We start from the raw sequence: 23,271 nt of genomic DNA on the forward strand, positions 1-23,271 counted from the left end.
GAAAGAAGAAGCCCCGAGACGCGGCGGCGCGACTCGGGGCTCCGGTGGACAGGGGGGGTGGATCAGCCCAGCTTGTTGAACAGACTCAGCCCGGCGATCTTCACGTAGCTCTGCTGGGACGCCTCCAGGATGATCGACTGGAACGACAGCCGCGACAGCGCCTCGGCGTAGTCCAGTTCGCGCAGTTCGGCCTGCACGGACTGGTTCACCAGGGTCACGTCCTCGTTGTCGGTGAGGGTGGACTCGATGACGTTCAGGCGCGCGCCGATGTCGCCGCGCACCGAGTCCACGACCGTCATGCCGTTGTCCAGGTTGGCCAGCGCCTCGGCCACGGAATCGCGCACCTGGAGGTTGCCCGCCGGCGTGTCCGGCGCGTTTTCCAGCGCCATGCGCAGGTTGGCGATGGTGTCGAGGATGCCCTGCTTCTGCTGGCTGGCCTGGGGGGTCACCTCGATGGTCTCGCCGCCCACGGGCAAGCCATCGAACTTGATGTGCATGCCACGGAACACCACTTCATCGGCGGTGCCGTCGTCCGTATCCACCGAGCCGCTACCGAGCACGGGGGTGGTGGTGCCCAGTTCGAAGATTTCGTAGCTGCCGGCATCGGGGTTGCCGAAGACGATCTCGATGCCGGCATCGGGGAACGGCGGGCTGCCGGTGAAGGACACCTCGTCCTGCACCAGGGGCGCCGACGGACTCAGGGTGGAGCCGGCCGGGCTGTTGGTCAGGGCGCTGTCGAGGCGCCCGGCGTTGATCACGTTCTCGAAGATGCGCTTGCCGTTGTCGCTGATGGGCACCTGCAGGGAGCTGGCGATCTGCAGCTTGCGCTGGCCTTCGTCGCCCTCGTAGCTGTAGCTGCCGTCGGCGTTGCGCACGAAGGGCTGGGTCTTGCCCTGGAAGCCGGAAAAGATGTACTCGCCCCGGGCGTTGCGGGTGTTCATCAGGCTCAGCAGCTCGTCTTCGCGCTCCTTGAGCTCGGCGGCGATGGACTTGCGGTCGGCGGCGCTGAGGGCGCCGTTGCCGGCCTCCCCCGCCAGCTCGCGAACACGCTGGAGCACGGTGTTCACCGAATTCAGCGTCACCTCTTCCTGGTTCAGGCTGTTCTTCGCCGCGGTGAGGTTGGCGCTGTACTGCTCCAGCACGCCCTGCTGCTGATCCAGTTGCAGGAGGCGAACCGAGGCCACCGGGTCGTCGGCCGGCGTGAGGATGCGGTTGCCGGTGCTGATCTGTTCCTGGGTGCGGGTGACATTGGAGTAGTTCCGCTGCAGGCCCGCGACGCCGTTGTTGTATTGCTGGAGGGTGGAAATGCGCATGGCGGGCTCCGTCAGCGGAAGGTGCTCATCAAGGTATCGAACAGGCTGCGCGCAACTTGAATCACTTGCGACGAGGCGTTGTAGTACTGCTCGAACTTGATCAGGTTGGCCGCCTCTTCGTCCAGGCTCACGGCCGACAGCGAATCCCGGTTGTCGGTGGCCTGCTTGAGGATCGCGGTACTGGCCTCGCTGTCCACCCGCGCCTGGGCGGTCAGGGTGCCGACGCGCTCCACCAGTTGGCCGTAACCGTCGGAGAAGCTCATGCCGGAGCCGCTGGACAGCGCATCCACGGCCACCGTGGCCTTGGACTGCAGGTCCACCAGCTTGAGGGCGTTGCGGTTGTCGGAGACGCCGCTGGTGCTGACCGCCAGGCTGAAGCTGTCGCCGGTTTCCGCGCGACCGCTGAAGCTCTGGGTGATCTGGTACTCCTGGGTGGTCGCCGGGGTGCCGGTGGTCACCGAGACGGTGTAGCTGAGCTCGTTGGTCTGCCCCGGATTCACGCTGAGGTTGCCGGAGGTCGGCTGGGTGATGGTCACGCCGGCGGGCAGGCCGGAGAACGACAGGGTCCCGGGCGTGCCGGCCGTGTAGTTCAGGGTGATGGACGAGATCGCCGCCAGGTGCTCCTGGCTCATGGGTTGCAGCACGTTGTCGATGCTGGGCTGGCCGATGCTGCCGGTGCCCTTGTTCTGGACGTTGGCTTCCGAATGCAGGGGCGAGGCGAATGCCAGCTGGTCGGCCTGGTCCAACACCGCCGCGATGTCCTTGGACGCCGAGCGGGTCGGCTGCAGCAGGAAGCGGTCGCCGGTGGTCGGCGCAGGCGTCCCCAGGCTGATCTGGAACCCCTGGCTGCGGCCGTCGCCGTCGGTGATGCTGAGGGTGCCGGACGGCGTGCTGTCGGTGACCACCATCTGCTGGTTGTCGCTCAGGCGGCGCACCTTGTAGGGCGGCGTCGCGCTGGCGTCGTAGTCCATCTGGTAGTCGCTGGTGCCGAGCAGGCTGGTATCGGTGATGTTCATCGCCGGCTGGGCATTGCTGTTGCCCGAGAACGCCTTGACCCGCAGGGCCGCCAGGGCGGGGTCGTTGAAGTCGCCGAAGAGCGCGGCCCCCACCTGCCCTTTCAGGTCCAGGCCCTGGCCGAGCTGGGTGTTGACCTGGTCGCTCACCGCCAGCGCCAGGCGCCCCAGGGAATTCATGGCCGAATCCAGCGTCTCGCTGCGATAGCGAATCAGGCCGCCCAGCTCGCCGCCGCTGAGCAGCGTGGTGACGCCCTGGCGTGAATCGCCGCTGACGAACTCGATCTCGAAACGGCTGGGATCGCCCTTGCCGGGCACGGCTTCCAGGCGGTTGGCGGAGCTGCCCACCACCAGGGGCTGGCCGGTGCCGACGAAGATGCTCTGGGTGCCATCGCTCTGCGGCACCACACTGACGCCGACATAGGTGGAAAGCTGGCGGATCGCCTCCTCCCGCGCATCCAGGAGGTCGTTGGGTGTCTGGCCATTGGCGGCGGCCACGGCGATGGAATCGTTCAGGCTGGCGATGGAGCCGGCCAGGCGGTTCACCTGGTCGCTGACCGCGGACAGCTGCTTGTTCAGCGAGTCGTTCTGCGCGGACAGTCGGTCGTGGATGGTGTTGAAACGCCGGGCCAGGCCATCCGCCTCAGACAACACCAGGTCCCGCGCCGGAATGTTGGCGGGGTCCTCGGCGGCCGTCTGCAGGGCGGCGAAGAAGCTCTTCAGCGACGGCGTGACGCCGGTGGTGGTGCCGGAGAGCAGCGAGTCCAACTGGTCGATCTGGCTCTTGTAGGCTCCCACGTCGCTGGAGAGCGAGGTGGTGTTGCGCAGCTGGGTGGTGAGGAATTCGCTGTAGCTGCGACGGATGTCCGTCAGCGCCACACCGCTGCCGATGTAGCCCGAGCCGGAGAACTGCGGCAGGGTCGTCGCCTGGGTCGCGCTCTGCCGGGAGAAGCCGGGTGTGTTGACGTTGGCGATGTTGTGGCCGGTGATGGTGAGCTGCGATTGGCTCACGCGCAGCCCGGACAGGCCAATGTTCAGCAAGTCAGCCATGACTCATGCCTCATATCCTGGTAGTGGTGCCGCCGACTGCCGCGACGGTCTGGTACGTCTGCATGCCACGGGCGATCTGGGTGATCTTGCGGGCGTACTGGGGGTCGGTGGCGTAGCCCGCCTTCTGCAGTTCGCGGACGAACTGTTCAGGCTTGTCGGCGACATCCAGGGCGTTGTCGTAGCGGTTGTTGTTCTCGAGGAAGCTCACGTAGTCGTGGAAGCTCTGCTCGAAGGAGTCGTAGGCACGGAAGGACGCCGCTTCCTTCACCGGCCTACCGGCCTTGTACTCGGTGGTCATCACCCGCGCCGACTCGCCATCCCAGGCCCTGTGGGCCTTGATGCCGAACAGGTTGTGGCTGCTGCTGCCGTCGCCCTGGCGGATGATGGACTTGCCCCAGCCAGTCTCCAGCGCGGCCTGGGCCACCAGGTAGCGGGGGTCGACGCCGATGCGCTCGGCGGCCTTCTCGGCCATGGGCAGCAGGGTCTGGATGAACTCATCGCGAGAGGCGAAGACGCGCTTGCCGGCAGCCCGGGTGGTATCGGCTCCCACCACCGGCTGGCGCTCCGGCGCGGGGTAGCTGCGGGTCGTCGACCAGTCCTTGGCGGCCAGGGCCGCGCCGGCCTGCTCTTCGACCGATGGCGCGACGCCGCTCACCTGGCGGTCGGCGAGACGACCGGGCAGCGACAGGCGACGCTGGTTGATGAGCCTGGAGTCGTCGCGGACCGGCTCGGCGGCCTCGGCCGCCTTCGCCACCGGCTTGCCGCCGTCCACCGGCCAACTGGCCTGGGCCCCGGACTGCACCTGGGCGAAGGGGTTGGGCCGCTCGGCATGGCCGGTCTTCGACAGCTGCCGGGTCAGCACATCCGCCAGCCCAAGGCCACGGCCCTGCTTGGAGAGGGTCACGGCCAGCTGCTGGTCATGCATCTCCTGGTAGGTCTTGGTCTCGTTGCTGTTGAGGTAGTTGCCCTCGGCGAAGGCCTCGCCGGCCTGGCGCATGGACTTCATCATCTCGTTGAGGAACAGCGACTCGAATTCCTGGGCCACCTTGCGGATGTTGCCTTCGCTGTCGCGGTCCTTGCCCACCTTGAGCTGGCTCAGGCGGTTGAGGTCGGTGTAGGCGCCGCTGTCCAGCTTGGAGCCGGCGGCCAGGCCTGCGGAGAGTCTCGAATTCATGGTCCCTCCTCAGATCACGATCAGGTCGGCCTGCAGGGCGCCCGCCTGCTTCAGCGCTTCGAGGATGGCCATCAGGTCCGAGGGCGCGGCGCCCACCTGGTTCACCGCCCGGACGATCTCGTCCAGCGTGGTGCCGGGACCGAACTTGAACATCGGCTTGGCTTCCTGCTCGGCGCTCACCCGGGAACGCGGAACCACTGCGGTTTCGCCACCGGAGAAGGCGCCGGGCTGGCTGACGATGGGGTCCTCGGTGATGGTCACGGTCAGGCTGCCGTGGGTCACCGCGGCCGGCTGCACCTTGACGTTCTGGCCGATGACGATGGTGCCGGTGCGGGAGTTGATGATGACCTTGGCCACGGCCTGGCCCGCCTCGATCTCCAGGTTCTCGATCACCGAGAGGTAATCCACCCGCTGGTTGGGGTCCAGGGGCGCGCTGACCCGCACCGAGCCGCCGTCCACGGCCTGGGCGACGCCCGGGCCCAGCAGCCCGTTGAGCTTGTCGACGATGTTCTTGGCGGTGGTGAAGTCGGGACGGTTGAGGTTCAGGGTGAGGAAGTTGCCCTGGTCGAAACCACTGGGCACCGGACGCTCGACGGTGGCGCCGGAGGGAATGCGGCCGGAAGACGGGACGTTGACGGTGATCTTCGAGCCGTCGCTGCCTTCGGCGTCGAAGCCGCCCACCACCAGGTTGCCCTGGGCGATGGCGTAGACGTTGCCGTCGATCCCCTTCAGCGGGGTCATCAGCAGGCTGCCACCGCGCAGGCTCTTGGCGTTGCCGATGGAGGAAATGGTCACATCGATCGCCTGCCCCGGCTTGGCGAAGGGCGGCAGGTCGGCGTGGATGGAAACCGCCGCGACGTTCTTCAGCTGCACGTTGCCGGAATTGGCCGGCACCTTGATGCCGAACTGCGCCAGCATGTTGTTGAAGGTCTGCAGGGTGAAGGGCGTCTGGGTGGTCTGGTCGCCGGTGCCGTTGAGCCCCACCACCAGGCCGTAGCCGATCAGCTGGTTGCTTCGCACGCCCTGGATGCTGGCCAGGTCCTTCAGGCGCTCGGCCTGGGCGCCGCCAGCGGCGAGCAGCAGGCAGAGGGCGGTGATCAAGCGCTTCATGGTCGGCCTCATCAGAACGGGAACATCGGGCTCAGGAAGAAGCGATCGAACCAGCCGGGCTGGCTGGCATCGGCGAAGGCACCGGTACCCGAGTAGGTGATGCGCGCATCCGCCACGCGGGTCGAGGACACGGTGTTGTCGGTGCTGATGTCATCGGCCCGGACCATGCCGGTGATGCGCACCAGCTCGTCACCGGTGTTCAGGGTCAGCCATTTTTCGCCGCGCACGGCGAGGATGCCGTTGGGCAGGACCTCGGCCACGGTGACGGTGACCGAACCGGACAGACTGTTGCTCTGCCCGGCCTGGGCGTCGCCCTGGGCATCGCGGGACGCACCGTACTCGGCATCCAGGGACAGGCGCGCCGCGTCCAGCGGGTTGAGGCCGCCATTGGGGTTGTTCACCGAGACGCCGCCGCCGAACAGGGAGGTCAGGCCGACGCTGGTGTTGCTGTCCTTCTGGATCTGCGAGCGGGCGTTCTTGCTGGCCTGGGTCCGTTCGTTGAGGGTGATGGTGATGATGTCGCCCACGCGGTAGGCCTTGCGGTCGTCGTAGAGGTTGGTCTCGAACCCGGCCTGGTAGATGGCGCCATTGTTCTGCGCCGCCGGCAGCGGGGTACGCGGCAGCACCGGCGCATAGTAGGGGTCGTTGGGTCGCGGAGCCGGCTGGACACAGCCCTGGACCAGGGTGATGCCGAGCAGCGGGACAAGAAAGATCAGCCGGTTCATGGCGACTACCTCAGGGCGTTACAGGTTCTGCGTGACGAAGGCGAGCATCTGGTCGGAGGTGGAGATCACCTTGGAATTCATCTCGTAGGCGCGCTGGGTGGTGATCATGTTCACCAGCTCCTCCACCACGCTGACGTTGGAGTTCTCCAGGGTGTTCTGCAGCACGACGCCCAGGCCGTTGAGGCCGGGGGTTCCCACCTGGGGCGCGCCACTGGAGGCGGTCTCCAGGAACAGGTTGTTGCCGATGGCCTGCAGGCCCGCCGGGTTGACGAAGTCCGAGGTCTGGATGTTGCCGACCACCTGCGCCGCCGGGTTGCCGACGGTGGTGATCGAGACGGTGCCGTCCTCGCCCACGGTGAAGGTCTGCACGTCGGTGGGCAGCACGATCGCAGGCTCCAGGGCGAAGCCCTGGGAGGTGACGATCTGGCCGTCGGAGTTGAGGTGGAAGCTGCCGTCGCGGGTATAGCCGACGGTGCCGTCGGGCATCAGGATCTGGAAGAAACCCCGGCCGTTCACCGCCATGTCCAGCGGCTGCTCGGTGGTCTGCAGGCTGCCCTGGGTGAAGATCTTCTGGGTGCCGGCGATGCGCACACCGGTGCCCAGCTGCAGGCCGGTGGGCAGCTCGCTGTCCTGGCTGGTCTGGCCGCCGGGCTGGCGACGGATCTGGTACAGGAGGTCCTCGAACTCGGCGCGGTCGCGTTTGAAGCCCGTGGTCGACACGTTCGCCAGGTTGTTGGAAATGGTGGTCATGTTCATGTCCTGGGCGGACAGGCCGGTCTTGCTGACCCAGAGTGCCGGAAGCATCGTCTTCTCCTCGGGCGCCGGAAACATGGCGCCGCGTGCTGGTGATTAGCTGAATTGCAAGACCCGCGCCATCGCCGAGGCATTGTCCTCGGCGGTACGCATCATCTTCACGGAAAGCTCGAACTGCCGGGACAGGGAGAGGATCGCGGTCATCTCCTCCACGGCGTTGACGTTGCTCGCCTCGAGGAACCCGGAGGTCACCTTGACGGCGGCGTCGGCCTGCACCAGCTGCTGCGGGTCCTTCACCCGGATCAGGCCGTCGGCGCCTTTCTCCAGTTGCCGGGGGTCGGGATTGACCAGCTTGATGCGGTCCACCTCGGCCACCACGTTGGGGGCCTCGCCCAGAGCGCGGATGCTGATGGTGCCATCCTGGCCGATCTCGACCTTCTCTTCCGGCGGAATGGCGATGGGCCCGGCATTGCCGATCACCGGCAACCCGTTGCCGGTGCGCAACTGGCCCAGGGCATCGATCTGCAGGCTGGCGGTGCGCACATAGGCTTCGCCGCCATCGGGCGCCTGGACGGCGATCCAGCCCTGTCCGTCGATCGCCACGTCCAGGTCGCGGCCGGTCTCCTGCAGGGCGCCGGGGGTGAAGTCGGTACCCGGGCGCTCGGTCATGGCATAGACCCGCGACGGAAAGCTGTCGCCGAACACCGGCATGGACCGCGCCTGCTCGAAGTCGCGACGGAATCCGCTGGTGGAGATGTTGGCCAGGTTATTGGCGTGAGCCCGCTGGGCCAGGCTGTTCTGGCTGGCTCCGCTCATCGCGACGTACAGCATCTTGTCCATGAATCTCTCCGAGTGGGCCTTGACGCCCCTTGACGCGTTGCAGGCTACTCAGCAAGCGCCGTGCCAACCCCGAGATTCATCCGCAAGACATTGAAATTAAAGGATTTTCAAGAAAAAACAAAGGCCCTCTGCAGGGCCTTGTCAAAGCGCTGGCGGCGAGGGGATGCCGCCAGCGGCAAGGGAATTTGCCGCTCGGGCTCCACAGGCGACTCCGGAGCCCGCACCCTACCCAGCTGCTTAGCGATTGAAATCGCTCCTGCAGGCAGATGCGGATGAGCTCGCGAGCTAGAGCCAGGCCAGGCGGAAGTGGCCCGAGGAAGCGGAGTTTACGACTGTAAATGAGCATTCCTCGGGTCACTTGCAACGACGCATGGCCGACGCGCAGCCGCTCATCAACGCAGGTTGATGATGGTCTGGGTCACGGCGTCTTCGGTCTGGATGGTCTTGGCGTTCGCCTGGTAGTTGCGCTGGGCGACGATCAGGTTCACCAGCTGGTCCGACAGTTCGACGTTGGAGTCCTCCAGCGCGCCGGCCTGCAGGGCGCCCAGGGTGCCGGAGCGCGGCGTACCCACCACCGGCTCGCCGGACTCGAAGGACTGCACCCAGCCGGTCTTGCCTACCGGGGTCAGGCCCTGGACGTTGGCGAAGTTGGCGAGGATCACCTGGCCCTGCACCTTGGATTGGCCGTTGGTGTAGCGGGCGAAGATCACGCCGGTGTCGTCGATTTCCAGGCCGGCCAGCTGGCCGGTGGTGTAGCCGTCCTGGCTGATGCTGTTCACCGCGAAGGCGCTGGAGTATTGGGTGGAGCCGCGGATATCGAGGCTGATGCCAGCGGCGTTGGCGACGGCACCGTTGGCCGACCAGGTGGCCGGGGTGGCGCCGTCGGATTTGGCCGGAACCCAGTCGTCCATGTTGAACAGGCCGGTGGCCGGGTCGTAGTTCAGCTCGCCACCGGCGGCCATGCCTGCCGTGTCCAGGCTGCCATCGGTGTTGAACAGCAGGCTCGAGGTGTGCGGGTCGGTGCTGGTGGGGTCGGACGGGTTACGGCCATCCACCAGGACCGCCATGGTCCAGTTGTTGCTGACCGGCGGGGTGGCGGCCGGGTCCGCATTGTTGATGAAGTATTGGGTCATGACATGGGCGTTGCCCTGGGAGTCATAGATGTTGACCGAGGTGGACGAGGTGTAGGTGGTCGGGTCGCTCGGGTCGAACGGGGTATTGGTCGGCGCCTTGGTGGTGGAGTTCAGGTTGAACTTCTGGGCGACCTCGGTGGTGGCCCTGGGCGCCTGGTTCGCGGTCTGGATCTGCAGGTCGCTGACCACGCCGTTCTGGACGTTGCCGTTGCCGTCGATGCCGTAGCCCTGCAGCCGGTAGCCGAAATTGTTGACGATGTAGCCATTGCGGTCCGTGCCGAAGTAGCCGGCGCGCGTGTAGCTGATTTCACCGTTGTTGCTGGTCTGGAAGAAGCCGTTGCCGTTGATGGCCAGGTCCAGGGCGTTCTGGGTGTAGTTGATGTTGCCCTGGTTGAACAGCTGGGACACATCGCCCAGCGACACGCCACTGCCCTGGGCGTTCTTGCCGGTACCGAGCACCGAGGCGGCATAGACGTCGGCGAACTCCGCGCGGGATTGCTTGAAGCCCGCGGTGCCTGCGTTGGCGATGTTGTTGCCGGTGACGTTGAGGTCGCTGGTAGCCGCCCGCAGGCCGCTGAGACCGATGTTGAACGCCATTTCTATCTCCTTTGCCGGTGCTTCCCGGCGATCGTTTCCGGGAAGTTACTGACCGATGACCTGGACCTTGGACAGGCCGACGCTGCCGATACCGGCAAGGTTGAGCATCAGCTCGCCGCCGTTCTGCGCCAGGGTCACGCTGTCGACGTTGGCCGGCAGCATGGTGTAGAGCGCCTTGGTCTCGCCGCCGTACTGGGCCTGGGCCTCGAACTTGTAGGTGCCCGGCTGCATCAGTTTGCCGCTGGAGTCCTTGCCGTCCCACATGAAGCTGACGCTGCCGGCACTCTGCTCACCGAGGCTGATGCGATTCACCAGGGTGCCGGAGCTGTCGTAGACGTTGACCCAGACGTTGCTGCTGGACACCGGCAGCACGGCGCTGGCCTTGAAGGTCTCGCTGGTATCCACCACGGCCTTCTCGCTGGGGACTATGACCTTGCGCCCCACCAGGGACGAGGCCTGCAGGGCCTGGGACGACTGGTAGCCTGAGAGCAGCGAACCCATGCTGCTGTTCAGTTTCTCGATGCCCTCCACCTGGCTGAACTGGGCCAGCTGGGCGATGAACTCGCCGTTTTCCTGGGGCGACATCGGGTCCTGGTTGTTCAACTGGGCCACCAGCAGCTCGAGGAACTCGTTCTTGCCGAGGTCGTTCGACTTGGTGGCTTCGCTCTTGAGGGCGTACTGATCCAGGATCGACTGGCTGTCAGTGGTGGCGACGTTACTGATACTCATGCTGGCTCACTCCCTGTCACTGACCGAGGGTCAGCACTTTCTGCATCATCTGCTTGGCGGTGTTCATCATCTCGACGTTGGTCTGGAAGGAACGGCTGGCGGAGATCATGTCTGCCATTTCCTCCACCACGTTGACGTTCGGGTAGTAGACGTAGCCCTCGGCGTTGGCCGCCGGGTGGTTGGGCTCGTAGCGCGGGGTCAGGGTGCTCTGGTCCTCCACCACGCCCAGCACCTCGACGCCGGCACCGGACTGGTCCTGGTCGGCGAACAACGAGCCACGGTCGCCGTTGCCCAGGCTGTCCTGGAACACGGTGGCGAACACCGGGTGGCGTGCGCGGTAGGTCGTGTCGAGGCTGGAGGACACCGTCTCGGCGTTGGCGATGTTGCTGGAAATGGTGTTCAGCCGGGTGTTCTGGGCACTCATGCCGGAGCCGGCGATGCTGAAGATGCTGGACAGGGACATGTCGGGTCGCTCCGTTATTCGCCGCGCAGGGCCTTGGTCAGGCCGTTGAACTTGCTGTTGAGGAGGGTGAAGCTGGCCTGGAACTGCATGGCGTTCTCGGTGTAGTTCGCCTGCTCCAGCTGGGCATCCACGGTGTTCTGGTCGATGGCCGCCTGGAACGGAATCCGGTACTTCAGCGCCGCGTCGCCCATGTCGAAGCCATCGGCTTCAATGTGGCGTTCGTGGGTGGTGGCGGCGTGGAAGGCGCCCTGGGCCTGCTTATCCGCCTGCTGCGCCAGCACGGCGGAAAAGTCCAGGTCGCGAGCCTTGTAGTTCGGGGTGTCGGCGTTGGCGATGTTGTTGGCCAGGACCTCACCGCGCTGGGCGCGGAAGCTGAGGGCTTGCTGATGGATGCCGAGGGCCTTTTCGAAGCTGATGCTCATGTCCGGAACCTTTGCCAGTGGCAATCTGGTTTGCTTGCCTGACATTCAGCAAAGGCCGTGCCATCTTTGTTTTTCCTTTATTTTCAATACCTTGAATAAAGGACACCCGGCAATAAGCGGCAAGAGGGTTCCGCTGTCGGCGCTGGAGCGGCAAAGCGGCAAGAGGGTGTTTGCCGCCAGCAGCCGGCATGCCGGCGAATGACGCGGAGCCGTTCGCGAGCAAGCTCGCTCCTACAGGGCACGTGCGAACCTCACGCTGTAGGAGCCGGCTTGCCGGCGAATGGCGCGAAGCCGTTCGCGAGCAAGCTCGCTCCTACAGGGTAGGTGCGGGCCTCACGCTGTAGGAGCCGGCTTGCCGGCGAATGACGCAGACCCGTTCGCGAGCGAGCTCGCTCCTACAGGGTAGGTGCGGGCCTCACGTTGTAGGAGCCGGCTTGCCGGCGAATGGCGCGGAGCCGTTCGCGAGCAAGCTCGCTCCTACAGGATCGTAGGAGCCGGCTTGCCGGCGAAGCTCGCCTGCAGGGAAGCCGGCGCTCAGGGCTTGATCTGCTTCAGCTCGTTCAGAAGCTCGATCAGCTGCTGCAGCTTCTGCTCGCCGAACTGCTCCTGGATCTTCTGGTAGTTGGCTTCCATCCCCTCGCTCATGGAGATGAAGCACTGGTGGCCCTTCTCGGTGAGGTTCACCAGCACACGGCGCTGGTCCTGGGGGGCCTTGCGCCGCGAGACCATCCCGTCCCGCTCCAGCCGCGCCAGCACTCCGGTCATGCTGGGCTTGAGGATGCAGGCGAGTTCCGCCAACTGATAACTCTCCAGCTCGCCATGCTGGCGCAGCAGGCGGATGACCCGCCATTGCTGTTCGGTGAGGTCATGCTGGTTGAGCAGGGGACGGAAGAAACTCATGGCCGCTTCGCGGGCCTGGAGCAGGGTCAGGGTCAGGGAGGGTCTTGGGCTGGGCATGTCAGGGCAGGCTTGAGGATTATTCGTGAAGAGTTTAACGAAGAACCTCACAGCCCCCAAGAAGCATCGAACAGGTCGGCCGGACACAGCCCTCAGGGCGGGTCAGACGCTTCCCCTGTCGCCCGGCTGACTCGAATCCGCACGGACAGAAACCGGGACTCGGGAAATGGCTTTCCATCTTCAGGTCAACCGTTACTGCAACCCTGACCGAAGACCCTGTATTCGAGTTTATGAATCCTGCCTTGATGGTCCTGGTAAATCATATAAGCCGGGACAACTCCGCAGGCGTTCGGGATATCGCTTCTGGACAGGACTTTCGCAATATCCAGCTCCATTCCGTAATGGTATCGCTCGACTGCAGGTTCTTCGGCAACGCTGCTTTCCGCCTGCTCGGCGGCGAAGACGAACGCAGGCAGGCCGGCCAGCGCCAGCAGGGCAAGTAGTTTCATCGCGGGACTCTCGGATAGATGAAGTTTGAAACTTCGACCCGCTCTCCACGAACGGGTCGAAGGTACAGCGCAACACCTTTCGGTGAAGTTTCACGGTAGGTGCCAACTTGTGGGAGGCGGGATGATTCTAGTGGCGCGGATAGTGGCGAAACAGCGCAGTTCCATCCAAAGACCCTTTACTGGGCGAACAACAATCCATTGAGCAGGCCGGAACTATCGGGGGCTTCGCCGCCCTCGCCGATCACCACGGTGCAGGTCATCCCCGCAGCCAGCAGTACGTCGTCGGGAATGTCATCCAGGTGGATGCGCACCGGCACCCGCTGGGCGAGCCGCACCCAGTTGAAGGTGGGGTTCACGTCGGCGATGAGTTCCCGGCTCTGTGGGTTGTCGCGGTCGTAGATGCCCCGGGCGATGCTGTCCACGCGGCCGGTGAGGCGCTGGCCGCCCATGAGTCGCAGTTCGGCCCGGTCACCCACCTGGATGCGCGGCAGCCGGGTTTCCTCGAAGTAGCCGTTGACGTAGAAGGACCCATCCGCCACCAGTGCCATGCTGGCCTCGCCGCGCTGGGCGAAATCACCCTTGTAGACATTCAGGTTGGTGACATGGCCCGCCATGGGCGCGCGCACCTCGGTACGCGCCAGGTCGAGCCGCGCCGCGTCCAGCGCCGCCACGGCCTGCCGATAGTCCGCTCGGGCGACGGCGGCCAGGCGGCTGGCATCCTCGCGGCTTTCCCGGGACACCACCAGGTCGTCCATGTCGGCGCGGCGGTCGGCGTTCTCCTTGCGCATCTCCAGGGCCGCCTTGCGCGCGTCCACCAGGGCCTCGGCTTCCTTCACCCGCACCGCGTAGTGCTCCGGGTCGATGCGCATCAGCAGATCCCCCGCCGCCACCCGCTGGTTGTCCCGCACCACGACCTCAACCACCAGGCCGGCCACGTCGGGGGCGATGTTGACCACATCCGCGCGCACCCGGCCATCGCGGGTCCAGGGGGCGTCCATGTAGTGCTGCCAGAGGGTGCGTACCAGCAGCACCGCCAGGGCGAGGACGGACAGGGTGACGCCGACGCTGATGAGTCGCTTCAGGGACATGGGGGCCTCAACGGTAGATGGTCAGCGCCAGGGCGCCATAGAGACAGGTGAACAGGCCGACGCGCAGCAGCGCCGGGTGCCAGGCATGGCGGTAGAGGCCGCACCAGGCGAACAGGCGGTCCAGGCCCCAGCCCAGCAGGAAGGCCAGCAGGAACAGCAAGGTCAGGGTCGGCAGGTAGACGCCGAGGACGGCGATTTCACGGGGCATGGGCCACTCCTTGCCGGGGGCTGTCCGCGACCTGCCGGGGCAGCGGGTTCTGCGGGTCCAGCAACGAGCTGCGGATGAAGTGCAGGTAGCTCTGCAGGCGCCGCAGGGGCGAGGTCTCGAACTGCGGCGCACAGGGTTCGGCGGTGCCCCGGACGCTGTCGATGGCCTGCTCCACCGCCAGCAACGCCCGCTGCCGGTTGGCCTCGGAGGGCAGGATGAACAGCCGCACCAGGGCCCGTCCCATGGCACGGATGGCCTGACGCCAGGGCATGGATTCGGCGTAGCAGGACAACGCCGGCAGCCGGGCCTGCTCCAGGCGCAGCTCGATCACCGCATGCCCCACCTCCTGCACCAGGAACATCCAGCGCAGCAGCTGTCGCTGCACGTCCGGACGGCCGGCGGAATAGAGGTAGGCCTGGTTGAGCAGGTCGCGGGTGCCGCTTTCGAAGCCCGACACCAGGCCCTTCAAGCGTCCGCTCACCGCACGCACCACGCACAGGCGCAGGTCCCGCTCCAGGCGGCGCCAGAGCCAGGGCTGGTTGGGCGGCAGCAGCACGGCGGCGGCGACGGTGGCCAGGGCCATGGACAGCACCGAGGCCAGGTATTCGTTGAGCAGGCGGTGCGGGTCGAACAGGGTCTGGTTGGCCGGCACCGAATGCATGCCGAACCAGACCAGCAGCCCCAGGCCGGCGCCCGCACTCCGGGGCCGAGCCAGCAGCCAGGCGCCCAGGGCCACCACCGGCGCCAGGGCGCAGCAGAGCAAGGCGAAGCCATCCAGGTGCGGCAACACCCGGAAGGTCATGAGGACGCCCAGGCAGGCGCCGGCCGAGGCCCCCAGTGCCAGTTGCAGCGACAGCCGGCGGGGATTGGAGGAGGAGGACGCCAGCGCCGATACCATGCCGATGGTCATGGCGAAGGTGCCACCGCTGGGCCAGGCGGTGGCCATCCAGAACAGGCTGAGGACGAGGATCAGCAGGCCGCTACGCAAGCCGGCGATGGCCGCCGCCACCGGGTTGGCGCGGGGGCGGAAGCTCTCCTTCCACTGCTCCCGCTGATGGCGATCGTCCAGCAGCGAGGCGTGGGTCTGGGCGTAGTTGTGCAGATCGTCGGCGAAGCGATAGAGCAGTTCGGCGGCGGTGTCGTAGTCCAGCCCCTGGGCCTCCGAGGGCTGCTGCACGGCGAGCTGAGCACGGCCGGCGCGAATCAGCGGCATCAACTCCTGCTTGCAGGCCTCCAGGCGCGCGGCCAGCTCGGACGCCTCGGCTTCACTGCTGAGTCGATCCCGCAGCGGGGCCAGCAGGCGGGCGACCTCCGCCAGGCAGGGCTGCAAGGCCTCCAGCACGCCGCCGCCCTGCCCCACGGACAGGCGCCGGAGCAACTGGTGCAGGCCATGGAAGCGGGTCGAGAGCACCATGAACTCATTGTTCAACCGGGCCAGCCGTCCGCTGCGCATGCGCATCTGCGGGTCCTCGAAGGCGGTGGCGTTGCGCAGGTTCTCCAGGCTCACGGCGGCAGCGGCGAAGCGCGCATTGGCGGCGTCGAAGCGCACGCTATCGAGCCCGCCGCGCAGCCCTTCGCAGGCGAAGGCGGCGAAGTCACGGAAACGCCCTTGCAGGGTATTGCGCAGGTCGACGCGGCTGCTCTGGGGCAGGACCAGCCCGCTCACCAGGCCGGTGCAGAGGATGCCCAGGCCGATCTCCAGCACCCGCCAGAGCGCCAGCATGAAGGCATCGTCGGGGTGGCGGGTGGCCGGCAGGCCGATCATCACCGCCGTGTAACCCGCCAGCACGCAGGCGTAGCCGCGAAAGTCCCGGTAACGCGCGGCGCCCGCCGTGCAGAGGCCGATCCAGAGCGCCAGGCAGAGCATGAACAGCACCCGTTCCTGGTTGAACAGGGCGATCAGCAGCACCATCACCGACAGCCCCAGCAAGGTGCCGATGATGCGGTAGAAGCTCTTGGCCAGGACCTGTCCGCTCTGCGGCTGCATGACGATGAACACCGTCACCAGCACGGTGCCCGGCTGCGGCAGTTCGAGTCGGTAGGCCAGCCAGAGGGCGAGGAAAGCGGTGAGCAGGGCCTTGCAGACGAAGGCCCAGGTCAGGCCGTCACTGCGCGCCCACTCGGCCAGCGCGCGGTTGAAGGAGCGAACCATGGTGGGTCCTCAGGGCTTGGGGAGAAATCGCAGGCGGGGTTGCCGTGGCACCAGGTCCGCTTCGTCCGGGCCAGCGGGCTCGGGCTGCACGCCGCCGCCGAGGGCCAGGAGCAGGTCGGCCTGGGCGGTGAGCAGGGCGGCCTCCACCTCCCGCTGCCTGAGCTGGCGCCGGAACAGCGGCGGCTGGGCATCCAGCACCGCGTCGAAACCGGTCAGGCCCCGCTGCTGGGCCAGCAGGGCGAGGTCGCAGGTGGCGCGGGCGGCGGCCACGGCCTCGGCGGCAAGCCGTCGCTGCTGCTGGAGGGAGTGGATGCGCACCAGGCCGTCGGACACCTGGCGCAGGGCATTGACCAGGGTCTGGTTGTAGCGCTCCACCGCCAGGTCGTAGCCAGCGGTGGCGGCGCCCAGTTGCCCCCGGCGCAGGCCGCCGTCGAACACCGGCAGCGACAGCGCCGGGCCCAGGTGGTAGGTGAGGCTGTCGTAGCGCAGGAAATCCAGCATGCCGCCCTGGGTGGCGCTGGAGCCGACACCGCCCAGCAGGTCGATGTTGGGATAGAAGCCGGCCTTGGCCACCTCGATGCCCCGCGCCTCCGCTGCCACCGCCCAGCGACTGGCCACCAGGTCGGGGCGCCGTCCCAGCAGCTCCAGCGGCAGCTTGTCGGGCAGCCCGGGCATGCGTTGCAAGTCGAGGCGCGGACGCTGCAGGCGGTCCCCTTCCCCCGGCCCCCTGCCGGCGAGGGCCGCCAGCTGGTGCCGCACGAGCGCGATGGATTCGTCCAGGGCGTCGATACGCCTGTGGGTTTCGGGCAGTTCCGCCTCCACGCGGCTGACCTCCAGGCGCGTGCCGATGCCATCGCGCAGGCGTCGCTGGGCCAGGGCCAGGCGCTGCTCCTGTTGCGCCAGGCTTGCCTGCGCCACATCGCGTTCGCCGTGCAGCAGGGCCAGGCCGATGTAGCTGCGTACCAGGTTGCCCTGGAGCTCCAGCGCTGCCAGGCGCGCCTCCGCCCCGCGCATCCGCGCCTGGTCCAGGGCCTGCGCGCTGCGACTGCGCTCCCGTCCCCAGAGGTCCAGGTCGTAGGAAAAGCCCAGCAGGCTGGTGTTGTTCCAGCTGGTGGTGCGCGCCAGGTCGCCAGGACCATAGAAATAGTCGTCCGGCCAGCGCTTGCGTTGCAGGCTGGCGTCGAGGTTCGCCTGGGGCCGTTCGGCGGACTCCACCGCACCGACCAGGGCGCGGGCCTGACGGACCCGCGCGGCCGCCATGGCGAGTGTGGGGCTTTCGGCAAGGGCCATCTCCATCCAGGCGTCCAGCTGCGGATCACCATAGGCGCGCCACCAGCGGGCGTCGGGCCAGCGGGCCTCCCGTTCAGCCTGGCGAATGGCGCGGCCGGCATCGACGGCGGCGACATCGAGACGCTCGCTCCGGGGAGCGATGCCCTGGCTGTCGATGCAGGCGGTGAGGGAGAGGACAACGAGAAACAGGCCGGCGCCTGGAAGGCCGGACCAAGGATTGCGGAGCACTGCGGCGGACCCTGAATGGGTGGAACGAGCTGAAGTGGCGGCGATTCTAGGGGGGGCGCGTGCCGAGGATAAGGCGACGGATAGATGAAGGATTGTGTACTGAATCAGCCATAATCCCCCGACACACTCCGTGACAAAATTCGCCTCCCTTCCCGGGCCAGGACCCTCAATGGACATCCTCTTCAACATGCGCGCCTTCGTCTGCGTGGCGGAGACCGGCAGCTTCACCGCAGCCGCCCAGCGCATGGACCTGACCACCTCCTACATCTCCCGCGCAGTCGCCACCCTCGAAACCCACCTGCGCACCCGCCTGCTGCACCGCACGACCCGCCGCATCGCGCTCACCGAGGCCGGCCAGCGCTACCTGCACCGCTGCGAACAGATCCTCGGCTACATCGAGGAGGCGGAGGCCGAAGCCAGCGAGGCCCATGCACGGCCGGTGGGCAATCTGAAGGTCCACGCCATGACCGGAATCAGCCAGCACTACCTGATCAAGGCCATCGCCGGGTACAGCGAGAAGTACCCGGACGTCAGCTTCGACCTGACCCTGGCCAACCGCACCACCGACATCCTCGACGAGGGCTACGACATTTCCGTGGTGATCGCCCAGGAGCTGCCGGATTCCGGGTTCATTTCCAAGCAGCTGGGCACCACCTACAGCGTGCTCTGCGCCTCGCCGGGCTACGTGGAGAAGCACGGCGCGCCGCGCCAGCCCGCCGACCTGTCGCGGCACCGCTGCCTGCGCCTGGTGAACAATGTGATGGCCCTGGACAAGTGGCTGCTGGACGGACCGGACGGCCAGGAACTGGTCCCTGTCACCCAGACGCCCTTCCAGGTGAACACCGCCGATGCCATGACCGAGGCCATCAAGGCCGGCATCGGCATCGGCGTGCTCCCGGTGTACTCGGCCATCAGCGGCCTCAAGGACGGCAGCCTGATGCGGGTGCTGCCGAGCCACAGCCTGTTTCCCCTGGGCATCTACGCCCTGTATCCGTCGCGGCAGTTCCTCGATGCGAAGATCCGCACCTGGGTGGAGTTCCTCCGCGAATTCCTGCCCGAGCGGGTCGCGGCGGACGAGCAGGCGGTAGCGGCGTTCAGCCTGAGGCTGGGCACTCCGGGAGGAGCCGGCTTGACGGCGAATGGTGCGGAGGTATTCGCGGGCAAGCCCGCTCCTACAGCGGAGCGGGACTCGACATCGTAGGAGCCGGCTCGCCGGCGAATGGTGCGGCCCCTTCGCGGGCAAGCCCGCTCCTACAGCGGCGCGGGACCCGACATCGTAGGAGCCGGCTCGCCGGCGAATGGTGCGGACCCTTCGCGGGCAAGCCCGCTCCTACAGCGGCGCGGGACCCGGCATCGTAGGAGCCGGCTCGCCGGCGAACCGCACGGTCCCTTCGCAGGCGAGCCCGCCCCCGGAGATTCGGCGGGGTTACAACCCCACCTCCACCACTTCGCCATTGAGGCGCACCGGCCAGGTCCGCAGGCGCTGCTCCGGGTATTCGAGGCAGGTCCCGTCTTCCAGGCGGTAGTGCTGCTTGTAGAGGGGCGAGGCGATCACCAGGTCGCCGCCAAGGTGCCCGACGATACCCCGGCCGATCACATTGGCGCCGGCATGGGGGTCGTGGTTGTCCACGGCGAACAGTTGCCGCCCCTCTTCTGCGTCCGGCAGGTAGAAGAGCGCCACCTGGGCGCCGTCCAGCCAGGCCACCACGCCGGAATTGGGCACCAGGTCCTGGCGACTGCAGAGCACCTGCCACTGGGGAGAAACGTCGATACGTTGTGCGTTGACCGGGGCCATCAGACCACCTCCTCGGCTAGGGGAATCAGGGTGAGCTCGGCCGCCTTCGCCGGACGAATCTGCCCACGCTCGTTGACGAAATGAACATCCGGATCACCGCGACCGTCGTTGACGAAGGTACGGAAGCGCTTGAGCTTCTCCGGGTCCTGGATGGCGTTGGCCCACTCGCACTCGTAGCGGTCCACCACCAGTTGCATCTGCGCCTCCAGCTCGGCCGCCAGGCCCAGGCTGTCGTCGAGGATCACCGCCTTGAGGTAGTCCAGGCCGCCTTCCAGGCTCTCGCGCCACACCGACGTGCGCTGCAGCTTGTCGGCGGTGCGGATGTAGAACATCAGGAAGCGGTCGATGATGCGGATCAGGCTCTCGTCATCCAGGTCGGTGGCGAACAGCTCGGCGTGGCGCGGACGCATGCCGCCGTTGCCGCAGACGTAGAGGTTCCAGCCCTTCTCGGTGGCGATCACGCCCACGTCCTTGCTCTGGGCCTCGGCGCACTCGCGGGTGCAGCCGGACACGGCGAACTTCAGCTTGTGGGGCGAGCGCAGGCCCTTGTAGCGGTGCTCGATGTCCAGGGCCATCTTCACGCTGTCCTGCACCCCGTAGCGGCACCAGGTGCTGCCCACGCAGGACTTCACGGTGCGGGTGGACTTGCCGTAGGCATGGCCGGTTTCGAAACCGGCGGCGATCAGCTCGGCCCAGATATCCGGCAGTTCGTGGAGCTGGGCGCCGAACAGGTCGATGCGCTGGCCGCCGGTGATCTTGGTGTAGAGCTTGTACTTCTTCGCCACCTCGCCAATGGCGATCAGGCCTTCCGGGGTGATCTCGCCGCCCGGGATGCGCGGCACCACCGAGTAGGTGCCGTTCTTCTGCATGTTGGCCATGAAGGTGTCGTTGGTGTCCTGCAGGGGCACCAGCCAGGGCTCCTGGATCGGGCGGTTCCAGCAGGACGCGAGGATGGAGCCGACGGCCGGCTTGCAGATCTCGCAGCCCACATGGCCACGGCCGTGCTTGGCGAGCATTTCCTCGAAGGTCTCGATGCCCTCCACACGCACCAGGGCGTAGAGCTCCTGACGGGTGTAGGCGAAGTGTTCGCAGAGGCTCTTGTCCACCGCCACGCCACGGGCCGACAGCTCGTGCTCCACCACCTGCTTGAGCAGCGCGGCGCAGCCGCCGCAGCCGGTGGCCGCCTTGGTGCAGGCCTTGACCCCGGCGACATCGGTGCAGCCGTTGTCGATGGCGGAACAGATGGCGCCCTTGCTGACGTTGTGGCAGGAGCAGACGGTGGCCGTGGCCGGCAGCGCGTCGGCGCCCAGCGCCGGGGCGCCCTCGCCCGCCGGCAGGATCAGGCTGGCCGGGTCGGCGGGCAGCGCGATGCCGTTCTGCACGTACTGCAGCAGGGTGTCGTAGTAGCTGTTGTCCCCCACCAGCACCGCGCCCAGGGCCTGCTTGCCGTCGGCGGATACCACCAGGCGGCGGTAGCTGGAGGTGGCTTCATCGATGAAACGGTAGCTGCGGGCACCCGGCAGCGCGCCGTGGGCGTCGCCAATGGAGCCCACGTCCACCCCCAGCAGCTTCAGCTTGGTGGACATGTCCGCGCCGATGAAGGGGTCGGCCTCCTCGCCGCAGAGCTGGGCGGCGACGCTGCGGGCCATCTGGTAGCCCGGCGCGACCAGGCCGAAGATGCTGCCGTTCCAGGCCGCGCACTCGCCGATGGCGAAGATGTCCGGGTCGGAGCTCAGGCATTGGCCGTCGATGGCGATACCGCCCCTTGGGCCGAGTTCCAGGCCGCACGCGCGGGCCAGGGCGTCCTGGGGACGGATGCCGGCGGAGAAGACGATCAGGTCGGTTTCCAGGAAATCCTCGCCGGCGAAGTTCATCCGGTAGCGGTAGTCCTCGCCCGCGCTGATGGACTGGGTGGCCTTGGACAGGTGAACGCCTACGCCCAAGGCCTCGATGCGCGCCTTCAGCGCCTGGCCGCCCTGGTCGTCCAGTTGCACCGGCATCAGGCGCGGGGCGAACTCCACCACATGGGCGTCGAGGCCCAGGGACTTGAGCGCATTGGCCGCCTCCAGGCCCAGCAGGCCGCCGCCCACCACCACGCCCCGGCGGGCGGACGTCGCCGCCGCGCGGATGGTGTCGAGATCCGCCAGGGTGCGGTAGACCAGGCGCGAATCCCCCTCGGCACCCTCGATGGGCGGCACGAAGGGATAGGAACCGGTGGCCAGCACCAACTTGTCGTAGGCCACGCAACCCTGGGCGGTGATCACCTCGCGGCGGGCGCGGTCGATCTCCAGCACCGGTACGCCCAGGTGCAGGGTCACCCCCGGCGTCTGGTACAGGCTGGCTTCGCCCAGGGCGAGGGATTCGGCATCGCGGCCGCCGAAGTACTCCGAGAGGTGCACGCGGTCGTAGGCGCGCAGCGGCTCCTCGCTGAACACCTGGATGCGGTAGCGATCCAGCGCGCCACGCTCGATGAGTTGCTCGACGCAGTGGTGACCCACCATGCCGTTGCCGATGACGACCAGCGTTTGCAGATCAGGGTTGGAAGTGTTCATAGGTAGCACCCGGCCAAGCCAATCAGGTTTTCTGGGGGCAAAAAAAAAGCGCCTGGAACTCGAAAGTCCCAGGCGCCTTTGCCTGTTCGTTATAGGGTGTCGCCGGGCCTCGCTGCCGGGCGCACCTGTCAGCCCGGAAGCCTGATCGCCATTGATCCACCGGGCCGCCCTCCGCAGTGGTCGCGTTGGGCCTGTGAGCCTCTATGCAGTGGCTGTGCCAGTTCACCGACAAGGGCCTGGTGCCGCCGCGCGGAGGCCCCAGGCACGGGCCTTCCAGAGCCGACGCCGCCGATACGTAAGCTCACTCGGCGAGCTCTGCCACGCCCCCGGCCAGCGTCCCAAAACAGTGCTCGTTCCGCCCAATCGCCCCAAGCCGGTGCCCGCAACGCGATCGCCAGGGGGCAGTTGCGCGCCTTGTCCAGGCCCTACGACAGGTTGCGCAGAGGCCGACAGGCCGACGCCCCCAGGGCCGATTGGTCGATGGACTGGAAGCCGTCTAAGTTGACTATCGCAATTTGCTATAGGGATATGGCATGCACATAATCACTCAGAAGCGCATCTGGGAGGCGAAGGAGCGATGGCCTGAAGCCGCTTCGGCCCTGGACGCCTGGTATCGCCTGATGGGTCGCCTGGAGCCGACGGATTTCGCCGACATGAAGCAGACCTTCCCCAGCGTGGACAAGGTCGGCGACAAGCATGTGTTCGATATCGGTGGCAACAAGCTCCGCCTGATCGCGGTCGTGGACTATCGCTTCAGAAAAGTCTTCATCCGTGCCGTACTCGACCATCGCGAGTACGACCGCAACCATTGGAAGTGAGGTGCCAAATGGACGACCGCTTGAAACTGGCCAAGGCACACTGGCACTTCGTTGCCCCGCTGCTCACCCCTCCCCGCTCCGAAGCGGACTACCGAACCCTGGTGGACGCCCTGGACGAGCTGCTGGACGAGATCGCGGGAGCACCGGAGCACCCGCTGGGCGGTCTGGCCGCGCAGATGGGCGAGCTGATCGCCGCCTACGATGCGGTTCACTTCCCCATGCCCAAGGCCCCGGGACGAGAAGTGCTGCGTCTGCTGATGCAGGAGCACGGACTGAGCCAGGGCGACCTGCCCGAGGTGGGCGCACAGTCCGTGGTCTCGGAAATCCTGGCGGGCAAGCGTCAGCTGAACGTCCGCCAGATCCGTGCCCTGGTGGAGCGCTTCCAGGTACCCGCCGACCTCTTCATCTGATC

At 66.9% G+C, this 23,271-nt stretch carries 23 protein-coding genes; 4 read left to right on the top strand and 19 right to left on the bottom strand.

What is annotated here, in order from left to right; translation table 11 throughout:
- Positions 1-62: 62 nt before the first annotated feature.
- The 11 genes from flgL to flgB all read right to left on the bottom strand — a co-directional run bounded on the left by flgL (position 63) and on the right by flgB (position 11,322).
- Positions 63-1,313 carry a flagellar hook-associated protein FlgL gene (flgL, locus tag KF707C_RS20335; RefSeq protein ID WP_003456933.1) on the bottom strand — a complete coding sequence of 417 codons (1,251 nt, stop codon included), beginning with the start codon at positions 1,311-1,313 and terminating at the stop codon, positions 63-65.
- Positions 1,314-1,324: 11 nt separating this feature from the next.
- Entirely contained in the window at positions 1,325-3,376 is a 2,052-nt protein-coding gene (gene flgK / locus KF707C_RS20340; RefSeq protein ID WP_036994397.1) for a flagellar hook-associated protein FlgK, read from the bottom strand.
- Positions 3,377-3,386: 10 nt separating this feature from the next.
- Positions 3,387-4,550 (bottom strand): flagellar assembly peptidoglycan hydrolase FlgJ, encoded by a 1,164-nt coding sequence (flgJ, locus tag KF707C_RS20345; RefSeq protein ID WP_003456929.1) that lies wholly within the window; start codon positions 4,548-4,550, stop codon positions 3,387-3,389.
- A gap of 9 nt (positions 4,551-4,559) precedes the next feature.
- Positions 4,560-5,660: a flagellar basal body P-ring protein FlgI gene (locus tag KF707C_RS20350; protein WP_003456927.1), complete on the bottom strand. Its 1,101-nt coding sequence runs from the start codon at positions 5,658-5,660 to the stop codon at positions 4,560-4,562.
- Positions 5,661-5,671: 11 nt separating this feature from the next.
- Positions 5,672-6,385, bottom strand: coding sequence for a flagellar basal body L-ring protein FlgH (gene flgH / locus KF707C_RS20355; RefSeq protein ID WP_003456925.1), 714 nt, complete (start codon positions 6,383-6,385; stop codon positions 5,672-5,674).
- A gap of 18 nt (positions 6,386-6,403) precedes the next feature.
- Positions 6,404-7,189 (bottom strand): flagellar basal-body rod protein FlgG, encoded by a 786-nt coding sequence (gene flgG / locus KF707C_RS20360; protein WP_003456923.1) that lies wholly within the window; start codon positions 7,187-7,189, stop codon positions 6,404-6,406.
- A gap of 45 nt (positions 7,190-7,234) precedes the next feature.
- Positions 7,235-7,978, bottom strand: coding sequence for a flagellar basal-body rod protein FlgF (gene flgF / locus KF707C_RS20365; RefSeq protein WP_003456920.1), 744 nt, complete (start codon positions 7,976-7,978; stop codon positions 7,235-7,237).
- A gap of 392 nt (positions 7,979-8,370) precedes the next feature.
- Positions 8,371-9,708: a flagellar hook protein FlgE gene (gene flgE / locus KF707C_RS20370; RefSeq protein WP_003456919.1), complete on the bottom strand. Its 1,338-nt coding sequence runs from the start codon at positions 9,706-9,708 to the stop codon at positions 8,371-8,373.
- Positions 9,709-9,753: 45 nt separating this feature from the next.
- Complete coding sequence (gene flgD, locus KF707C_RS20375; RefSeq protein WP_003456918.1) at positions 9,754-10,437, bottom strand: flagellar hook assembly protein FlgD; 684 nt, start codon at positions 10,435-10,437, stop codon at positions 9,754-9,756.
- Between the two features lie 16 nt (positions 10,438-10,453).
- On the bottom strand, positions 10,454-10,900 hold the full coding sequence (flgC, locus tag KF707C_RS20380; RefSeq protein WP_003456917.1) for a flagellar basal body rod protein FlgC: 447 nt from the start codon (positions 10,898-10,900) through the stop codon (positions 10,454-10,456).
- A 14-nt stretch (positions 10,901-10,914) separates the two neighbouring features.
- On the bottom strand, positions 10,915-11,322 hold the full coding sequence (gene flgB, locus KF707C_RS20385) for a flagellar basal body rod protein FlgB (protein ID WP_003456916.1): 408 nt from the start codon (positions 11,320-11,322) through the stop codon (positions 10,915-10,917).
- Between flgB and KF707C_RS29175 the strand changes: the two genes are divergently transcribed.
- A complete protein-coding gene (locus KF707C_RS29175; protein ID WP_131679703.1) occupies positions 11,321-11,524 on the top strand; it encodes a hypothetical protein in 204 nt (67 codons plus the stop codon). The two genes, flgB and KF707C_RS29175, sit on opposite strands and share 2 nt — an antisense overlap.
- A 332-nt stretch (positions 11,525-11,856) precedes the next feature.
- Here the strand turns inward: KF707C_RS29175 and hpaR are convergent, their stop codons facing one another.
- The 6 genes from hpaR to KF707C_RS20415 all read right to left on the bottom strand — a co-directional run bounded on the left by hpaR (position 11,857) and on the right by KF707C_RS20415 (position 17,694).
- The gene (gene hpaR, locus KF707C_RS20390) at positions 11,857-12,279 is read right to left on the bottom strand and encodes a homoprotocatechuate degradation operon regulator HpaR (protein ID WP_003456915.1); all 423 of its coding nucleotides are present in this window, start codon (positions 12,277-12,279) and stop codon (positions 11,857-11,859) included.
- Between the two features lie 185 nt (positions 12,280-12,464).
- Entirely contained in the window at positions 12,465-12,728 is a 264-nt protein-coding gene (locus KF707C_RS20395) for a DUF2790 domain-containing protein (RefSeq protein WP_036994390.1), read from the bottom strand.
- Between the two features lie 176 nt (positions 12,729-12,904).
- Positions 12,905-13,816: an efflux RND transporter periplasmic adaptor subunit gene (locus tag KF707C_RS20400; RefSeq protein ID WP_003456914.1), complete on the bottom strand. Its 912-nt coding sequence runs from the start codon at positions 13,814-13,816 to the stop codon at positions 12,905-12,907.
- A gap of 7 nt (positions 13,817-13,823) precedes the next feature.
- Complete coding sequence (locus KF707C_RS20405) at positions 13,824-14,024, bottom strand: DUF1656 domain-containing protein (RefSeq protein WP_003456913.1); 201 nt, start codon at positions 14,022-14,024, stop codon at positions 13,824-13,826.
- The gene (locus KF707C_RS20410) at positions 14,014-16,176 is read right to left on the bottom strand and encodes an FUSC family protein (RefSeq protein WP_003456912.1); all 2,163 of its coding nucleotides are present in this window, start codon (positions 16,174-16,176) and stop codon (positions 14,014-14,016) included. Before KF707C_RS20410 ends, KF707C_RS20405 begins: the two co-directional genes overlap by 11 nt.
- A gap of 9 nt (positions 16,177-16,185) precedes the next feature.
- The gene (locus KF707C_RS20415) at positions 16,186-17,694 is read right to left on the bottom strand and encodes an efflux transporter outer membrane subunit (protein WP_003456911.1); all 1,509 of its coding nucleotides are present in this window, start codon (positions 17,692-17,694) and stop codon (positions 16,186-16,188) included.
- Positions 17,695-17,863: 169 nt separating this feature from the next.
- Here KF707C_RS20415 and KF707C_RS20420 point away from each other — a divergent pair, with 169 nt between their 5' ends.
- Positions 17,864-18,895 carry a LysR family transcriptional regulator gene (locus tag KF707C_RS20420; protein WP_003456910.1) on the top strand — a complete coding sequence of 344 codons (1,032 nt, stop codon included), beginning with the start codon at positions 17,864-17,866 and terminating at the stop codon, positions 18,893-18,895.
- 225 nt (positions 18,896-19,120) lie between these two features.
- Here the strand turns inward: KF707C_RS20420 and nirD are convergent, their stop codons facing one another.
- On the bottom strand, positions 19,121-19,489 hold the full coding sequence (gene nirD / locus KF707C_RS20425) for a nitrite reductase small subunit NirD (protein ID WP_003456909.1): 369 nt from the start codon (positions 19,487-19,489) through the stop codon (positions 19,121-19,123).
- A complete protein-coding gene (gene nirB / locus KF707C_RS20430; RefSeq protein WP_003456908.1) occupies positions 19,489-22,041 on the bottom strand; it encodes a nitrite reductase large subunit NirB in 2,553 nt (850 codons plus the stop codon). Before nirB ends, nirD begins: the two co-directional genes overlap by 1 nt.
- Before the next feature lie 533 nt (positions 22,042-22,574).
- Between nirB and KF707C_RS20435 the strand changes: the two genes are divergently transcribed.
- Entirely contained in the window at positions 22,575-22,859 is a 285-nt protein-coding gene (locus KF707C_RS20435; protein WP_003456907.1) for a type II toxin-antitoxin system HigB family toxin, read from the top strand.
- A gap of 8 nt (positions 22,860-22,867) precedes the next feature.
- Positions 22,868-23,269 (top strand): helix-turn-helix domain-containing protein, encoded by a 402-nt coding sequence (locus tag KF707C_RS20440; protein ID WP_003456906.1) that lies wholly within the window; start codon positions 22,868-22,870, stop codon positions 23,267-23,269.
- Positions 23,270-23,271: the final 2 nt, after the last annotated feature.

Source organism: Pseudomonas furukawaii, assembly GCF_002355475.1.
Taxonomy (GTDB): domain Bacteria; phylum Pseudomonadota; class Gammaproteobacteria; order Pseudomonadales; family Pseudomonadaceae; genus Metapseudomonas; species Metapseudomonas furukawaii.

Excerpts from the sequence above, each read along its gene's own strand:
- flgF (WP_003456920.1), bottom strand. The coding sequence starts at position 7,978 with ATGGACAAGATGCTGTACGTCGCGATGAGCGGAGCCAGCCAGAACAGC.
- flgL (WP_003456933.1), bottom strand. The coding sequence starts at position 1,313 with ATGCGCATTTCCACCCTCCAGCAATACAACAACGGCGTCGCGGGCCTG.
- KF707C_RS20440 (WP_003456906.1), top strand. The coding sequence starts at position 22,868 with ATGGACGACCGCTTGAAACTGGCCAAGGCACACTGGCACTTCGTTGCC.
- KF707C_RS20410 (WP_003456912.1), bottom strand. The coding sequence starts at position 16,176 with ATGGTTCGCTCCTTCAACCGCGCGCTGGCCGAGTGGGCGCGCAGTGAC.
- flgK (WP_036994397.1), bottom strand. The coding sequence starts at position 3,376 with ATGGCTGACTTGCTGAACATTGGCCTGTCCGGGCTGCGCGTGAGCCAA.
- nirB (WP_003456908.1), bottom strand. The coding sequence starts at position 22,041 with ATGAACACTTCCAACCCTGATCTGCAAACGCTGGTCGTCATCGGCAAC.
- KF707C_RS20400 (WP_003456914.1), bottom strand. The coding sequence starts at position 13,816 with ATGTCCCTGAAGCGACTCATCAGCGTCGGCGTCACCCTGTCCGTCCTC.
- KF707C_RS20435 (WP_003456907.1), top strand. The coding sequence starts at position 22,575 with ATGCACATAATCACTCAGAAGCGCATCTGGGAGGCGAAGGAGCGATGG.
- nirD (WP_003456909.1), bottom strand. The coding sequence starts at position 19,489 with ATGGCCCCGGTCAACGCACAACGTATCGACGTTTCTCCCCAGTGGCAG.
- KF707C_RS20420 (WP_003456910.1), top strand. The coding sequence starts at position 17,864 with ATGGACATCCTCTTCAACATGCGCGCCTTCGTCTGCGTGGCGGAGACC.
- KF707C_RS20350 (WP_003456927.1), bottom strand. The coding sequence starts at position 5,660 with ATGAAGCGCTTGATCACCGCCCTCTGCCTGCTGCTCGCCGCTGGCGGC.
- flgE (WP_003456919.1), bottom strand. The coding sequence starts at position 9,708 with ATGGCGTTCAACATCGGTCTCAGCGGCCTGCGGGCGGCTACCAGCGAC.
- flgJ (WP_003456929.1), bottom strand. The coding sequence starts at position 4,550 with ATGAATTCGAGACTCTCCGCAGGCCTGGCCGCCGGCTCCAAGCTGGAC.
- hpaR (WP_003456915.1), bottom strand. The coding sequence starts at position 12,279 with ATGCCCAGCCCAAGACCCTCCCTGACCCTGACCCTGCTCCAGGCCCGC.
- flgC (WP_003456917.1), bottom strand. The coding sequence starts at position 10,900 with ATGTCCCTGTCCAGCATCTTCAGCATCGCCGGCTCCGGCATGAGTGCC.
- flgG (WP_003456923.1), bottom strand. The coding sequence starts at position 7,189 with ATGCTTCCGGCACTCTGGGTCAGCAAGACCGGCCTGTCCGCCCAGGAC.
- flgH (WP_003456925.1), bottom strand. The coding sequence starts at position 6,385 with ATGAACCGGCTGATCTTTCTTGTCCCGCTGCTCGGCATCACCCTGGTC.
- KF707C_RS20405 (WP_003456913.1), bottom strand. The coding sequence starts at position 14,024 with ATGCCCCGTGAAATCGCCGTCCTCGGCGTCTACCTGCCGACCCTGACC.
- KF707C_RS29175 (WP_131679703.1), top strand. The coding sequence starts at position 11,321 with ATGTCCGGAACCTTTGCCAGTGGCAATCTGGTTTGCTTGCCTGACATT.
- flgD (WP_003456918.1), bottom strand. The coding sequence starts at position 10,437 with ATGAGTATCAGTAACGTCGCCACCACTGACAGCCAGTCGATCCTGGAT.
- KF707C_RS20395 (WP_036994390.1), bottom strand. The coding sequence starts at position 12,728 with ATGAAACTACTTGCCCTGCTGGCGCTGGCCGGCCTGCCTGCGTTCGTC.
- flgB (WP_003456916.1), bottom strand. The coding sequence starts at position 11,322 with ATGAGCATCAGCTTCGAAAAGGCCCTCGGCATCCATCAGCAAGCCCTC.